Raw genomic sequence first — 16129 nt, 5'->3', positions numbered from 1 at the left:
TTATTTTTACCCTACTATTTTGGGGTGGGAAACTTTAGTTAGCATGCAAGCTCAATCATGCGAGGGACGAGTGTACCTAAAGAATGGTATCCAGCAACTCTATGAAAGTAATGACCGAATAGACTTGCCACGCAAGAAAAAGGACGTTCAAGTTTATAGAAACTTCTTTTCTCGCCAATGCACTAGCGATGTGATACCTTTCGCCAACATTGATTCTGTAGTAGTTTGGAATGCAACCTCCAAGCAAAACGTACGCACACTTGTTCCTTTGGAAAATGTGGGATGGAGCTGGCTATATATCAACCACCCACGATTGCAAGTCTATATTTATGCCTCCCAAGGTTATTCCGTGACGGACATGGGAGGAATGAAAGCTAGGCAATGTAACACAGCAGCAGCAATGTTTTTCATCCCAAGCAAGACGGCTTGCGACTTCTATGTCAGACAGACTGATGGCAAGCTTATATGTCTGGGAGATACCTATAAGAAATGCGACAAATCCTTTATCCGAGAACTTTGCCACTGTGTAGGACTTTCGCAGGAATGGGAAAAGAAACTCATTGGACTAGGTGAACACAACCGAAGTTCTATGATACAACGAGTGATAGAAGTATTAGATGACAAACAATAAATAACAACTAAAAGGAATCATTATGAAAGCAATGAAGTTTTGGCTGCTCATGGCAGTAATGGTGGTAGCGATAGCTGCACACGCTCGCAAGAATGACGACCCAGAAATGCGTCATGTTCGCCTCACTATGATGGATGGCAAACAGATAGAGGGCTACATTCCTAAGAAGTACATGGGGTGGGCGTTAGAATATCAAGTAAGACTTGCCGAGAATCCAGATGGCAAAAAAGCCAAGAAGTACGATGCTGAGAAAGTAACCAAGATGGAATGGCTTGCACTCACAGAGGAACACCCTGAAGGCGAAGTGTGGGAACATTGCCAAACGATAGCACGTAATTCGATTAGGGCTGTAAAAGAGGATCGCCTTATGGAACTCCTTTACCGCGGCAAGAATGCATCTGTCTATCAAGTTCACGTATTTCTGCCTGGCAATGGCATAAACACAGGAAACTCTTGGGCTACTTGGTATGCACTGAAGCCTAATGGACAGAAAAGGGCATTTATTCTTTACAATGCAACGCTTGGCAAAATGGGAAGCCTGGATCGACAATTCAAGGATCAAAAGGAATATGAGGGACTGAAGAATTACATTCTTGAATGGTGGAACAAAGATAAGTCTTTAGCTAGGAAGCAACTGAATGATGGCGTTGCTATCTTTAGCCATATCTATGATGAATGGAAAGCAGCTTCCAGTAAACAATAATTGGAATTAAGATTCTCCGACTACAAGGTTGTAGAAACATAGTTTGGATTTTACCGCACACCTCACTAAGCAGCACTTAACTAATTATTACACAATAAATTAGGTAGTGTACGATGTTCAATCAACACCGCACTCGTACCCGAGCAATACAAGGAGTCATCGATATCTCAACATCAGGTGCCCTGAAGTATCCTTCACTTATCGTTTCGGAGGATACAAGGCTAAACAGCATGATGAAGTGGATACTTCGAGATTTGGAATATAAAATGGATTGGTTTACGAAAATAGGCACGCATTCTTTTCTATATGCGTGCCTATTTCTCTTGAAAGATTTTCTTTTTTCTTGTTAATCTTTTCATGACAAGCACGAATACGGTCGAGCAACTCTTTCCAATAGTTGCCACCACCAAGATTTTTGAGTCGTTCATCGTCCATCGTAAACCCTTTTACGATGGACTCATTCAGTCGCTCTGTAGCCCATTGACGGAAAAGAGTGCCTTGAATAGATTTTACACGATAGCCCACAGATATGATAACATCAAGGTTATAGAACTTCACTTCTTTGCTTTGGGCTTTTCCTGCCATAGCACCATGCTGAGTGGTCTGTCGGAATTTCCGAACAACCACTTTTTCATCAAGTTCTCCCTCTTTAAAAATATTTGATAAATGCTGACGTCTGGAAAGACTTTGGAAACATCATTGAGTATGACGCGACAGGTATTGACAAGGTGACAAATCGCAGCAATGTGAAGGAAATCTCCCGCTATTCTCTCAATGGACAGCGAGTAACCTCTCCTACCAAGGGCGTGAATATCGTGGTATATAGCGATGGCTGCATCAAGAAAGTTGCCGTTCAATAATCAAAATAGAAAATCAGTGTTACTCTTAGTAGTAGCACTGATTTTTTCATTTATAAGTTATAAAAATCAAAAAAAAGGCTGGTTTTATCACGTATAAGTGAAACATTTCGTATATTTGCAGTAAAATAAGTTGGAGGATAAGAATATGGCAAAAATCAAACGTAGGAAACTGCCGGTAGGCGTTCAGTCTTTCAGAAAGATCAGAGAAGAAGGATACCTCTATGTTGACAAGACGGATATTGTTTGGGAATTGGCGAACAACGGCGATCAGTATAATTATCTCAGTCGTCCTCGTCGATTCGGCAAGTCTGTGCTCGTTGATACCCTTGAATCCTATTTCTTAGGCCGAAAGGATCTCTTCGAAGGTCTCAAAATCATGGAGATGGAAGAGGAATGGAATCAGTATCCTGTTATCAGACTTGACATGAGCCGTGGCGGTGCCAGTGCCCAAGGAATCCATTCGTATCTCAATATCTGCTTTAAATCGTATGAGCAGAAATACAATATCACTCCGGATCCTACAGCCCAACTTGCAGACCGTTTTAATGCCATTATCACCACTGCCTATCAGCAGACAGGCATGAAGGTGGTAGTCCTCATAGATGAGTATGACTCCCCACTCCAGCACTCCTGGAAAACTCCTGAGCACGAAGCATGCACAGATATATATCGCAATGTGTTTGCCATACTGAAAGCTGATGATGAGTTCGAACGATTCGTATTCATTACAGGAATCACCAAGTTTACGCAGATTTCACTCTTCTCTGCGCTCAACAATCTGACCAATATCAGTTTCCTTCCACAATATGCACCACTCTGCGGTATTACAGAAGAAGAAATCAGCGAGAATTTCCAGCCAGAGTTGGAGAAAATGGCAGAAATGAACAATTGGACTTTGCAGCAAACTCACGACAAACTGAAGGAATATTATGATGGTTATCACTTCAGCCGGAAAAACATGATAGATATCTATAATCCTTTCAGTCTTGTCAATGCATTGAATACTCAAGAGTTAGCTAATTTCTGGGCTGCTTCAGGTGCCACTTCCAGATTACCAAAGTTTATTACCAACGCAGAATTACACTTGGGTGATTTTGAAAATTGCCGCATTCTCCGCAATGTTTTGGAGACATCTGATGTTACAGGGGGTGGAGTTTCCTTATTCCTCTATCAGTCGGGGTATCTCACAATCAAGGACAGCGACGAATTCGGATATATTTTGGGATTCCCTAACAAGGAAGTGAGACAGGCACTATACGAGACGGTACTACCTGCTTTGACCATGAGGGAAGAGAGTGAAATATGTGATAGAATTGAAATTAAGAAACAATGGCGGAAAGGAAGCTGCAGTCCGACAGATCATCGAACGTCAATACTTGGAGCCTTTCAAGGCTGATTCACGAGAGGTGATTGGTTTGGGAATAGAACTGGACGATGAAGGAAAGGGCTTGCTCGACTGGAAAATCGCAAAGGAGTAAGTATTTCCAAAATCATACATAAACAAAATAAAAACCACCACATGCTTATTTATTGGCATGTGGTGGTTTTTATTTAATCCCGCCTTTTACGGAATATTAGAAGTGGAAGCGGAGATCAACGCCACACTGGAAAGGATTGCCACGCTGGGCGAAGTATTCCTTGTTGCCTGTGGCGGCATTATCTACCGCGAAGGTATTGTAATGGGTATTCGTCAGATTACGAGCCCAGAAACTGATAAGGACCTTGCCTAAATCGGCATCCAGATGAGCGCCTAAGACTGCATACAAATTCTGACTGTAACTGTTGGCCTGATCCCAATAGGTCTTGCCCTGTGCATTGACATTGGCTCCTAAAGTAAGCGAACGGAGGAAACGGCAATCTGTATCAATGCGATAATCTGCTGTAGCAGAAAGCGTATGCTGCGGAACATAAGGTACAAACTTGTCCTTGAAATCCTCTGCCTCGGCTCCTTCCCCACTCCGGTACTCATCAAATACGGCACGGGTATAACCATAGTTCACCATCCAGTCGAAATGACCATTGAAGAGCTGACCTCTGAGCGCAGCCTCAATACCGCAACTGTGACTCTTGCCTGCATTGACCATCATTCGGCCAAAACCGTAATTACCTGCCATCACAGACAACTGTTGGTTCTTTACCTGCATATAGAAAGCACTGAGATCCAGATGAAGCGCATTCTCAAAGAGATTGAGATGGGTTCCCAACTCGTAGTTCCAGCTCACTTCCGGTTCATAAGAGATCGTCTTATTCACCTTCTCATAATCCTCAGCTGAATGAGGAACATCATAATCACCACGCATCGCAGCCTGACGGTTGGCATTCAATTCTGTCTGAAGAATATCGCTGAACATCTGGATGTTATAACCACCGGCACGATAACCCTTGCTGACTACAGCATACACATTACTGCCATGGGAATCCAATCGCCAAGTGAGTCCCAACTTAGGCAACAGCTCTTCGAAATGATCGTGCGTGCGACCATCGAGCATACTGCGCAAAGTATAAGTTGCCTCCCTGCCCATCACATTCGCCTTCATAGCCATATAGGCAGAACTCTCGTAATGAATGGAGGTAAGCATATAATCATATCGCAAACCCAAGGTAAGGGAAAGCGAAGAAGATAAATCGAAAAGGCTCTCGTGATAGAAACCGAGATTGGACTGAGGCGTATGATACAATCCTGGCGCACCCATGGAAACCTCCATACCTACTCCACCAGCTTGTTCTATAGCTCGCTGAGCGGCAGCCTGGGCTGCAGCTGCAGGCATTCCCTGTGCTATCATCCTGTCTGCCATCGCCTTCACCATCGCATCATACATCTGGCGCTGGATGGCATTGCCGATAGGCGCCGTCATCGCTTCATCAAAGAATACTGGTCCGTTGGTCTTCAACCACTGTTGGGAGAAGAAAGCACCTAATGTCCAATGCCAGAATCCGCCCACAGCCTGCTTGCCCTTGAAGGTAAACTCCTGGGTAAAGGAATTCTGCAACTGCTGCTGAAGGATGCGCATATAGTCAGCCGGAAGATAATCCTGATCCATCAACATATGGTCTTTCACATACTGATAACTCGAAACGGAAGTGAAATCGAAAAGATTTCCCTGACGGGTGAGTCGCAAACCGGAAATCAGATTGTTGCGGCGATAGATGCCTGCAAAGGTGGAGGCTGGACGGTCGGTATTGCCTGTTGCAAGATCCAGACGACCATAAGGAAATCCATTCTGATCTACATACTGATAATTGGCGAGAACATCAACATCCCAACCGGCATTCAGACGAGTTTTTACAAGCAGTTTTCCGCCCGCCTCATTCATCTTGTCAGCCCTTTCCCCAGTAAAGGAATTGCGGAAGAAACCGTTCTGTCCATCATAAAAACCAGCCAAAGAGAAGGCTGTCTTCTCATTCACCTTATTATAATGCGCTACCTCAAAATTGCGATAGCTGCGACTGCCATAGCCCAATTTCACATCCGTACCCTGATAGTTAAAAGGATTGCGAGAATACATTCTGACGAGTCCGCCCTCTGTATTCTGTCCATAAAGAGTGCCCTGCGGTCCACGGAGCACATCCACACGACTCAGTTGGTAATTGTGGAGATTGAAGGCAGACTTGCTCATCACCGGGATATCATCCATATAGATGCCCACAGAAGGACTGTTGACACGACTGCCGATGCCACGCACATAGACGGAAGACGACAAGCGGCTGCCGTAATTAGGCATCACAAAATTAGGGATATACTGAGAGAGTTCACGCAAATCATGAACACCGAGTTTATGAATCTGAAAACTGCCGAGAGAACTGCTGCTCAAAGCCTGCTGACGGAGGCGACGGGTTTCCTTGGGTTGGGAAACAACTACAATCTCATCAATATCAAATACCTTGCTGCTATCAGCAAAAACGCTCTCTCTACTGACCGAATTACCATTAACGGCACTGGTTGGATGCATACTTTCCGCTTTAGCCAGATATTCATCTTCTGCATTTACTGGCAGAAAATTTGCAGCTAAAGATGCGGCTACCAAAATTTTAAAATACATAATTCAACTGATTTTTTTTCGGCTGCAAAGGTACAAAGATTATCCCGAAAGGATTATCCTTATAAATTAGGAAATCAGACTGAACCTGAAAAATCAGGAAACGAGAACATATCAGGAATTTCGCTTGAGATAAGCCCGGATGGCATACCAGATATACGCTACTAAAATAATGTAACCGACAGTGTATAACGTACTGATACTGAATATGATATAATCTAAGGCGCACATACCCATCAGACCACCCAAATAAAGTATTCCTTCACCCAAAGTAAGACGGTTTTTTACTTCATCCACACAGGCAATGGCAAGTATGAGAATCGCCCATACGGATGCTAAGAAGAAACCCAACACCTTAGGCACTGCAAAAGGATTGAGCGTAGGGTGGAAATAGAAATGACGCCATACCTCAGGCATGTAGGTCTGAATCGTGGCATAGAAAGCTGCAGACAGCGATACCATCAGCACAAGGGCTGTTGGATAAGGTGAGTCGATATCATTGAAATGCACGATAGGCGCATTTCGCGTAAAGATCTTCTTCACCAGATAACTCACTCCTATCAGCACAAAGACTATCAGGAAGATGAGCAGGTGGGTATTGCTGAACACCATGATAAACTGAGAGATAGGATCATCAGGCACTACCTTAGAAAGCATATTAGACTCATGTATCCAACCGAATACATTATCCTCTGTTGCCAACTGGATCCAAACTGAATCCACACGATCCTGCGGAATTATCCTGATATCAGAAACAACCAGAAGACAGTGCTTCATGACTGCGAAAGAATCGATGGAAAGATGGTTGACGTATTCCTCCGGCTGCTGCTTGATAAGCATCAGAGAATCTGCTGCCACCACGAAATTGTAGCGATAGGTATAATGATGCGTAGAAGAAAAAGAAATCGAATCGCGCTGGCGATCACTGTATTCCACCAGTGCTGCATGCTGTCCCTTCGTAATGTGACGGTGATAACAACTGGTTACAAAGAAAAGCACAAAGACCATCAGCATGCCCGTAAGGACATACTGACAGCCTTTTCTCATATCGGATAACTTTAACTTCATCTGTATTTTATTATATGATTCTTCTGAATAGAACCTGCTCACGATAATCAGTTTGACTCAGCATAGACATTCATCTGACATTCCTTGCAGACAAACTCCAGCCGGAATCTTCTGCCATCGCCTAATACCAGCGAAAGCGGTTCTTTCCATGTTGGTTTCTTTCCCCCACGCTTCACGCAATATCCTAAGGAATAGCGGATGCAATGGCGGCACTGCATGATGAGCGATTCATCCTTGCGTTTGTTAGCACCCAGTTCGAATGCAGGCTGGATATTCTCAAGTCCATGCATCTTGTAGAAATCAACCGCAGCATCATTGGCTATATTATAGGTATATCTCCATTTTCCATATTCCGATTGCCAGGTTAATTCCTTCTGACTCTTAGCTACACGTTCTCCCGGCTGATCCAATCTGTAAGGACTGGCAAAGAAATTTCTGTCCATACCAGAAATCAGCGAACGGTTGAGTTCATCTGTTATTCTCTGATCAAGTTTTTGAATCAATTCCCTACGGACATTTGAAAGCACACTGTTAGGGATGAACGCAGCATCAATATCATTCTTGAGTACCACATGCTTACATTCATATTTAGATTCACCGAACTTGCTCATCTGCGCAATCATATTATCATGCTGAGAGCGTTTGGCGCACTGCAGTTGCATAGGTGTGAAGACCTCTGCAGCCTTGTAGTACAAGCCCTGTTCTACACTCTTGAAGATATTGGCAGTGGCAAGGAATCCATCTACTACTTCATCATTATCCTCGTCCTTTTCCAACACAGGCTGGAGTTCGATAAAGAGCGGAATACGGCGTTCGGCTGTCTTGCGAGCAAGAATCTGTTCGAAAGCCTGGTCGTTGTTGCGATACAAAGCCATACCCGGTCTAAGGTTTTCCGGCATGCGGAAAGGGAAAAGGCGGTTGCCCTCTACCTTGTTGACACGGAAGCCCTCCAACTCTCGCTCATCATTGATGAAACAGAGTCCGTCGCCATTGGCAAAACTTGCAACAGTAGCCACATTGAATGATACATTCCCACGTATTTCCTTCACCTTACCTACGTATTCACCGATAGCCTTCGGTGTGTCGAAGGAGGAAATATCGGGTTGTCTGCCATGCAGGAAATAGTTGGTAAAACCGCGGTTGAAGGTTTTCATCAGATTCGGAACGAAATTATATTCCACATGTCCTCGCGAAGCACGTCGGTATTCGCGTGGATATTGGGCTACGATTTCATCCAATTTCTTGTTATAAGCAGCCACCACGTTTTTCACATAAGTGATATCCTTGAGTCTGCCCTCTATCTTGAAAGAAGAAGCTCCGGCATCAGCCAGGTCCTTCAGATAATCTAACTGGCAGAGATCCTTGAGCGACAGGAGATAGCGCTGGTGCTCTATCATCTGATAGTCGGCATCAACCAGGTCAAACTTCATACGGCAGAACTGGGCACATTCACCACGGTTGGCAGAACGGGAGAAGCATTTTTCGGATGCATAGCAGACTCCGGAATAACTGACGCAGAGAGCACCATGCACGAAGACTTCAATCTCTCTGTCTGGAATAGCATTGTGGATGGCTTTGATTTCATCCAGTGACAGTTCACGTGCAAGAACCACTCGCTTGAAACCGATCTGAGTCAACCACAAAGCTTTCTCAGGAGTTCGAGTATCGCATTGGGTACTGCTATGTAACTCCCTCTTCCACAAACCTTTAGCTCTTACCTCCCAGAGGAGTCCCATATCCTGCAGCAAGAGTGCATCAACACCAATCTCATCCAACTGGGAAATCATCTTAAGCGTATCTTCCAATTCTGAATCATAGATGATGGTATTGACGGTAACGTGAACCTTGGCACCAAACTGATGGGCGTAATCACAGAGTTGCTTGATATCCTCGATAGAGTTGCCGGCAGCAGCTCGTGCACCGAAGCGTGGAGCACCGATATAGACGGCGTCTGCTCCATGATCGATGGCAGCTATACCGCATTCTAAATTTTTGGCAGGAGCCAATAATTCCAATGTTCTCATATCTTACTGAATATCGTCAATATTATAAGGAGTCTCCTGGTAAACATAATAGTTGATCCAGTTGCTATAGAAGAGATTGGCATGTGCACGCCATGTAACCAATGGTGCCTCGTTAGGATCGTCGTGATAATAATAATTCTTCGGCAATTCCACATCATCGCGCTTGCCCATATCGCGCTTATACTCTTTATCGAGTGTATTTGGCGCATATTCAAGATGACCGGTTACAAAGAACTCACGGCCCCCTCTTGCCATCACGATGCTCACACCGCTTTCAGGAGATTCTGCAATAATGTCAAGTCCTGGTACCTTCTCAATATCCTCTCGTCTCACTTCTGTATGACGGCTGTGAGGCATGGCAAAGACATCATCAAAGCCTCTGAAGATAGGCTGTGACATATCCAGCGGTTTCTGCTGGAAGATACCGAACATCTTCTTCTCCAACGGATATTTCGGCACGCCATAGAAATGATAAAGTCCTGCCTGTGCGCCCCAGCAGATATAGAGCGTAGAAGTGACATGAGTACGTGCCCAATCGAAAATCTGCATGATTTCCGGCCAATACTCAACATCCTCGTATGCCATCGTCTCGATCGGAGCACCCGTAACAATCATACCATCAAACTTCTGCTTGGAGAGTTCGGAAAAATCCTTATAGAACATCATCATGTGCTCGATAGGAGTATTCTTAGGGGTATGACTCTTGAGTTTCATGAAATAGACCTCAAGCTGCAAAGGCGTATTGGACAACAGGCGCACGAGGTCGGTCTCTGTAGTTATCTTCAGCGGCATCAGGTTGAGAACCACGATTTTAAGTGGACGGATTTCCTGGCTATGAGCCCGGCTCTCGTCCATCACAAAGATATTCTCATGCTTCAGCAACTCGATGGCTGGCAATTTATCTGGTAATCTTAATGGCATTTTTTATCCTTTCTTTGTATTTTTCTGCAAAGTTACTGTAAAAATCTGACTTAGCGAAAAAAAAGAGGATTTTTTTATATAAAACGCAAAAAAGGTGTTGAACCGAAGTTCAACACCTTCCCCCCCCCTGGAACAGTATCTAAATAAGATTATGCCAAAACCCTAAAAAGACTTGATCCAGAAGTAGATGCTTTGACGTCAGCATTTCTTTTACCAAAGATCCAATCTCTCAGACTCTGGGATATACATTTTGTCTCCCTTCTTGACACCAAATGCCTCATACCAGGCATTGATGTGAGGAAGAGCGCCATTTACTCGCCATTCACCCAATGAATGTGGGTCGCTCTTTACGCGGTTACGGATTTCCAGTTCTGTGATGTTCTGACCCCATACGCCAGCATAAGCAAGGAAGAAACGCTGTTCTGGTGTGAAACCATCCTTCTCCTTGAGCTTTTTCTTTGCAGTTGCATTCTTAAATGCATTGAAAGAAACCATCAGACCTCCGTGGTCTGCCAAGTTCTCACCCAAAGTGAATCGACCATTGGCATTCAAATCAGGCAATACCTTGATATTGCTGAAGAATGCAGCATACTGATCAGCACGCTTGTTGAAGCCCTCTGCATCATTAGCTGTCCACCAGTCATGCATATTACCATCTGAATCATACTGTCTTCCCTGGTCGTCAAATCCGTGAGTCATCTCATGTCCGATCACTACACCGATAGCACCATAGTTGAATGCAGCATCAGCCTTCGGATCGAAGAATGGATACTGGAGGATACCAGCTGGGAAGGTAATCTCATTGGTTGTTGGGTTATAATAAGCATTGACTGTCTGTGGAGTCATGTACCACTCGTCACGATCCACTGGCTTTCCTGCCTTGTCATTGATATGCTTGTCGTGAGCAAACTTGCGGCATGCCATCACGTTCTCATAGAAACTCTTAGATGGATCGATTTGAAGACTGCTATAGTCTGTCCACTTGTTAGGGTAACCGATCTTCACATAGAACTTGTTGAGCTTTTCGTGAGCTGCTGCCTTGGTAGTATCGCTCATCCAGGTCTGTGCATCGATACGCTGACCGAGACTTACCTGAAGATTTTTTACCAATTCCAACATGATCTTCTTGGAAGACTCTGGGAAGTAGCGCTTGCAGTACATACGACCGAGAGGTTCGCCCAACTGAGCTTCTACCTGATTGGTAGCACGTTTCCAGAGAGGATAATCCTCCTTACGGCCACTCATTGTCTTACCAAAGAAATCAAAGTTAGCCTCACGGATCTCATCTGTAAGATAAGAAGATGAACTCTGGATAACGTCCCACTCCATCAAGGCTCTGAGCGTATTGTCATTCTCGGCTGCAGTAATCTTGTCGAGACCAGCGAGAAAGTCAGGCTGACCTACGATCATCTCCTGAATGTACTCGCTCTTGATACCCTCTGCATTACACATAGCCTCGAAGTTGAGGTTAGGATATTTCTCCTGGAACTCCTTGAGAGTCATCTTATTATAGTTAGCCTGAGGATCGCGAAGTTCTGTCATGCTCTTTGAGATGAGCGCCAACATGGTTTCGTGCTGGAAGATAGCCTGCTCCTTCTGAGCTGCTTCCTCTGCTGAGAAACCGTAGAGCTGGAACATCTTCTGAACATACTTCTTGAATGCCTCACGGATAGCTACTGTAGCTGTGTCATTATTTACATAATAGTCTTTCTGACCGAGGGTAAGACCGCCCTGACCGAGATTGAAGATATTCATCTTGACATTCTTCTCGTCAGCACCGAAGCCGCCACCGAAGCTCACACCATAACCTTGTGCTGCATACTTCAACTGGATCTTCTGCAAGTCAGCCTTTGTCTTGGCTGCTTCCATCTCATCGAGAAGTGGCTTAACTGGTGAGATACCAGCCTTGTTGCGTGCATCTACATTAAGAGCCAACTTATAGAAGTCAGACAATTTCTGCTCGATAGTACCCTTCTTATAAGTCTTCTTCTGAAGTTCAGAAAGAATGGTATTGATACGCTTGTTGTTGTCATCTGCCAACAGATTGAAGCTGCCGTAGCAGCTGTAAGCTGCTGGGAGTGGGTGGTTCTTCTGCCATCCACCTGTAGCAAACTTGTAGAAATCATTAGCAGGACTGACTGTCTTATCAATGTTTTCCATGACAAGACCCGACTTGTTCTGTGCATCTGCGCCGAGAGGCATAGCTGCCAGCATCATCATCGGAAGAATCATTTTAATGTTCATGTTAGTTATATTTTTTATTATTAAATCTCAGAAAGATAAGCATCTGCTGGAAGAAATCTCATGCAGAAGGTTTATGAATTGCTGACTTCTTCGAGCTTTTCAGAAAGAAGCAGCCAGTTATCATTTTCCTCATCAAGTTTCTGCATCAGCGAAGTATATTCTGTGACAAGCTCCATGTTGGTCGCATTCTCCGGCTTCATCAGGAGGTCATCGATTTCCTTCTTGCGCTTTTCCAGTCTGGCAATGCGATCTTCACACTCCTTGACAGCCTTCTCTGCCTTGCGGATTTTCTTCTGCTGTTCCTTATGCTCTGCATAATTCTGTTTACCGGCAGAAGGAGTTGACTCTACTGTTGCTGCTACAGGAGCAGACTGAGCACTTGTCAATGCGGCATTGATGGAATCTGCATTGTGCGCCCGGAGATAGTCATAGATACCACCTAAATGCTCACGTACCTTACCGCCACCGAACTCATAGACTTTATCTACCAGTCCATCAAGGAATTCACGGTCGTGGCTCACGATGATAGCTGTACCATCAAAAGCCTTGATAGCTTCCTTGAGCACATCCTTTGACTGCATATCAAGATGGTTGGTAGGCTCATCGAGTATCAGCAGGTTGACTGGTTCAAGCAGCAGTTTGATCATGGCCAATCTACTTCTTTCACCTCCACTGAGTACCTTCACATACTTTTCAGAAGTCTCACCACCGAACATGAATGAACCAAGGAGATCGTTGATTTTCAATCGCATCTCACCCGTAGCAACACGATCGATGGTATCGAATATCGTGAGGTTCTCATCAAGGAGCTGCGCCTGGTTCTGTGCGAAATATCCTATCTGTACATTGTGTCCAATCTTGAGGTTGCCCGTAAAAGGAATCTCGCCCATGATACATTTGACAAGCGTTGATTTACCTTCACCGTTCTTTCCTACGAACGCAACCTTCTCACCTCTTTTAATAGTAAGGGTGACGTGATCAAAAACCGTATGCTCTCCATAATCCTTGCGTACCTCATCGCAGATAACCGGATAATCACCGCTTCGCAGACAAGGAGGGAACTTGAGATGCATCTGTTTGTTATCCACCTCATCCACCTCGATCGGCACAATTTTCTCCAACTGCTTGATCCGACTCTGCACCTGTACAGCCTTGGTAGGTTTATATCGGAATCGCTCTATAAAGTCCTTAATATCAGCGATTTCCTTCTGTTGGTTCTCGTAAGCCCTCAACTGCTGTTCACGACGTTCCTGGCGAAGTACGATATACTCATCGTATTTTACTTTGTAGTCCTCTACCCTTCCGCAGGTAATCTCCAACGTACGATTGGTAACATTATTGATAAACGCACGGTCGTGGCTCACGAGTACTACCGCCTTGGCACTTTGAGCAAGAAACTGTTCCAGCCACTGGATACTTTCGATATCAAGATGGTTGGTAGGCTCATCGAGCAAGAGGACATCAGGTTTCTGCAACAGGATTTTCGCCAATTCAATACGCATACGCCATCCACCGGAAAACTCTCTGGTAGGACGTTCAAAATCCTCTCGCACAAATCCGAGACCTGTCAAGGTACGCTCGATTTCAGCCTCATAGTTTTCACCTCCCATCATCATGTAGCGTTCATGTTCCTGAGAGAACTTCTCCACGAGTTGCGCATATTCATCACTCTCGTAGTCGGTACGGTCAGCCATTTCCTGCTGCATCTTATCAAGACGCGCCTTCATCTCCGTATTATGAGCAAAGGCCTTGCGGGTTTCTTCCTTGACCGTCGTATCGTCCTGAAGTTTCATGACCTGAGGCAGATATCCGATAGTGGTATCGTTTGGAATCGCCACAACACCGTCAGTAGGTTTCTGCAAACCACACAGGATTTTAAGCATGGTAGATTTTCCAGCACCGTTTTTGCCGACAAGCGCTATGCGATCTCTATCATTGATGACAAAACTGACATCATGAAAAAGAGGTTTAACGCCAAATTCAACTTTAAGATTTTCAACCGATATCATTACAGAATCTATATATTACAGAATCTTGATTACAGAATCTACTTTTAAAGAATTCATTCTTTTAAAAATGTAAATATCCTTATTATGAGAATATAAATATCCTTATTATGAAGAATTTATTATTCTTTTTGAGAATCTATCATCAAGAATCTATTATTTCCAAAAAATCCCCAATGGGGTAAGTTTAATAAAAAAGGTCGGACCTCAAAAAGAGAAACCGACCTTTATACTTTAAATCTTCAAGAAGATTAAGCCTCTGCAGGAGCGTCCTCTGCTGGAGTTTCCTCAGCAGTTGCAGCAGCCTCAGCCTCTGCCTGAGCAGCAGCCTGAGCAGCCTTCTTGTCAGCTACCTTCTTTGCGATTGCTTCATTCATCTTCTTCTCAGCCTCGAGCTCCTTAGCAGCAGCTTCCTTCTTAGCCTTTGCCTCAGCGTCACGAACTGCAGAAACCTTCTGGTCTGCGCCGTTCTTCCAAGCGTCGAAACGCTTCTGAGCCTCAGCCTCGTCGAATGCGCCCTTCTTAACGCCACCACGGAGGTGCTTCATCAAGTAAACGCCCTCGCCCTTGAGGATGTTACGTACTGTGTCTGTTGGCTGTGCACCTGTCTCTACCCAGTAGAGGGCACGATCGAAATTCAAATCTACAGTAGCAGGATTGGTGTTAGGGTTGTAAGTACCAATCTTCTCAGTAAATTTACCATCACGTGGTGCTCTAACGTCAGCGATTACGATGCTGTAGAAAGCATAGCTCTTACGACCGCCGCGCTGCAATCTGATTTTTGTTGCCATTTTTTAATCTAATTTTTTAATTTGAGGTTTGAATTTTATGCTGCCATCTCGTGACAGCGGGTGCAAAATTACAACTTTTATTTGATTCTCACAAATTTAAAGTTGATTTTATAATTATTTTTAACGTATTCTACGGGTTGCATTAACGAATTCTATCGGCTGCACGCACCAATTTCTCATCATCACTGACTCCCTTGCGTGCTAAAAGCACAAAGACAAGTGATATAAGAGGCATTACTGCACCCCAATGGAATGTCAAATTGCCGGATACTTTTTCTAATCCTACAAGTCCGAAGAAGATCACTGCATAATCTACGTACCAGAGTACATTGAAAAGCAGATTGATAGAACAGAGATTGATCTGCAACTTACGGTTCTTGAACAGGAATACTGTTGCCAGAGACATCAATGCTGAAACGGAGCAAAGAAGAAACAGTGGCAAACAGCTTGCATCAAAACGGATTCCCTCTTCGCCGCTAATGCCCAGACAGTGTACTGACATTGGATTGCCCATACCTTGTGGCATCACTGAAGCCACAGGTACAAACAGGCAGATCACACAGGCAATGACTGCGACCAGAAGAAACAATGTTTGTTTACGCTGTATCATAATCTTGTTATATTCCTACATGATTATATAATCACTACCCTACATTTCTATATAATTGAGATCCCTAAATTATAATTATTTTCCTAAAATTACATAATAGAGACGGAACTCCACATTAAAAGGCAGAACTCCTCAATAAAAAGGGAAGCGCCTCATTAAAAGGAGAAACACCACATAAAGAAGCAGAATACCTTACAATATAACATTGAATTATATATTTGCAGGGTCTGCATT

The 16129-nt window shown here is 44.2% G+C and carries 11 protein-coding genes and 3 pseudogenes; 5 read left to right on the top strand and 9 right to left on the bottom strand.

The features are described 5' to 3' along the window. Positions 1 to 631 (top strand): annotated as a pseudogene (locus tag DW917_RS07685) (hypothetical protein); the annotation flags it as partial. A 22-nt stretch (positions 632 to 653) separates the two neighbouring features. Beyond that, a complete protein-coding gene (locus DW917_RS07680) occupies positions 654 to 1334 on the top strand; it encodes a hypothetical protein (RefSeq protein WP_147344137.1) in 681 nt (226 codons plus the stop codon). Between the two features lie 366 nt (positions 1335 to 1700). Here the strand turns inward: DW917_RS07680 and rhuM are convergent. Continuing rightward, positions 1701 to 2006, bottom strand: a pseudogene (gene rhuM, locus DW917_RS07675) (RhuM family protein); the annotation flags it as partial. On the opposite strand from rhuM, the gene DW917_RS07670 reads away from it, so the two are divergent. The 3 genes and pseudogenes from DW917_RS07670 to DW917_RS18145 all read left to right on the top strand — a co-directional run bounded on the left by DW917_RS07670 (position 1994) and on the right by DW917_RS18145 (position 3672). Further along, entirely contained in the window at positions 1994 to 2194 is a 201-nt protein-coding gene (locus DW917_RS07670; RefSeq protein WP_118117468.1) for a hypothetical protein, read from the top strand. The pseudogene rhuM and the gene DW917_RS07670 sit on opposite strands and share 13 nt — an antisense overlap. Before the next feature lie 145 nt (positions 2195 to 2339). Then, positions 2340 to 3137, top strand: a pseudogene (locus tag DW917_RS18150) (AAA family ATPase); the annotation flags it as partial. A gap of 352 nt (positions 3138 to 3489) precedes the next feature. Then, entirely contained in the window at positions 3490 to 3672 is a 183-nt protein-coding gene (locus tag DW917_RS18145; RefSeq protein WP_370453524.1) for a PD-(D/E)XK nuclease domain-containing protein, read from the top strand. Positions 3673 to 3768: 96 nt separating this feature from the next. On the opposite strand, the gene DW917_RS07660 is transcribed toward DW917_RS18145, so the two are convergent. The 8 genes from DW917_RS07660 to DW917_RS07625 form a co-directional block, all read right to left on the bottom strand. Further along, a complete protein-coding gene (locus DW917_RS07660; protein WP_233524668.1) occupies positions 3769 to 6234 on the bottom strand; it encodes a TonB-dependent receptor in 2466 nt (821 codons plus the stop codon). Positions 6235 to 6345: 111 nt separating this feature from the next. Then, on the bottom strand, positions 6346 to 7278 hold the full coding sequence (locus DW917_RS07655) for a zinc ribbon domain-containing protein (RefSeq protein ID WP_118117482.1): 933 nt from the start codon (positions 7276 to 7278) through the stop codon (positions 6346 to 6348). 68 nt (positions 7279 to 7346) lie between these two features. Next, positions 7347 to 9323, bottom strand: coding sequence for a U32 family peptidase (locus tag DW917_RS07650; protein ID WP_118117466.1), 1977 nt, complete (start codon positions 9321 to 9323; stop codon positions 7347 to 7349). Between the two features lie 3 nt (positions 9324 to 9326). Beyond that, complete coding sequence (metA, locus tag DW917_RS07645; RefSeq protein WP_022109798.1) at positions 9327 to 10244, bottom strand: homoserine O-succinyltransferase; 918 nt, start codon at positions 10242 to 10244, stop codon at positions 9327 to 9329. 210 nt (positions 10245 to 10454) lie between these two features. Then, positions 10455 to 12488 carry a M13 family metallopeptidase gene (locus DW917_RS07640; protein WP_118117464.1) on the bottom strand — a complete coding sequence of 678 codons (2034 nt, stop codon included), beginning with the start codon at positions 12486 to 12488 and terminating at the stop codon, positions 10455 to 10457. A 71-nt stretch (positions 12489 to 12559) separates the two neighbouring features. Then, positions 12560 to 14497 (bottom strand): ribosomal protection-like ABC-F family protein, encoded by a 1938-nt coding sequence (gene abc-f, locus DW917_RS07635; protein WP_118117462.1) that lies wholly within the window; start codon positions 14495 to 14497, stop codon positions 12560 to 12562. 248 nt (positions 14498 to 14745) lie between these two features. Further along, positions 14746 to 15285, bottom strand: coding sequence for a 30S ribosomal protein S16 (locus tag DW917_RS07630; RefSeq protein WP_022109795.1), 540 nt, complete (start codon positions 15283 to 15285; stop codon positions 14746 to 14748). A 142-nt stretch (positions 15286 to 15427) separates the two neighbouring features. Further along, positions 15428 to 15895 (bottom strand): DUF4293 domain-containing protein, encoded by a 468-nt coding sequence (locus tag DW917_RS07625; RefSeq protein WP_118117460.1) that lies wholly within the window; start codon positions 15893 to 15895, stop codon positions 15428 to 15430. Positions 15896 to 16129 lie beyond the last annotated feature (234 nt).

It is taken from the genome of Prevotella sp. AM42-24 (genome assembly GCF_003461825.1).
GTDB lineage: Bacteria > Bacteroidota > Bacteroidia > Bacteroidales > Bacteroidaceae > Prevotella > Prevotella hominis.
The sequence above is the reverse complement of the archived record's forward strand: the minus strand, read 5'-3'. Positions and strand labels throughout refer to the sequence as shown.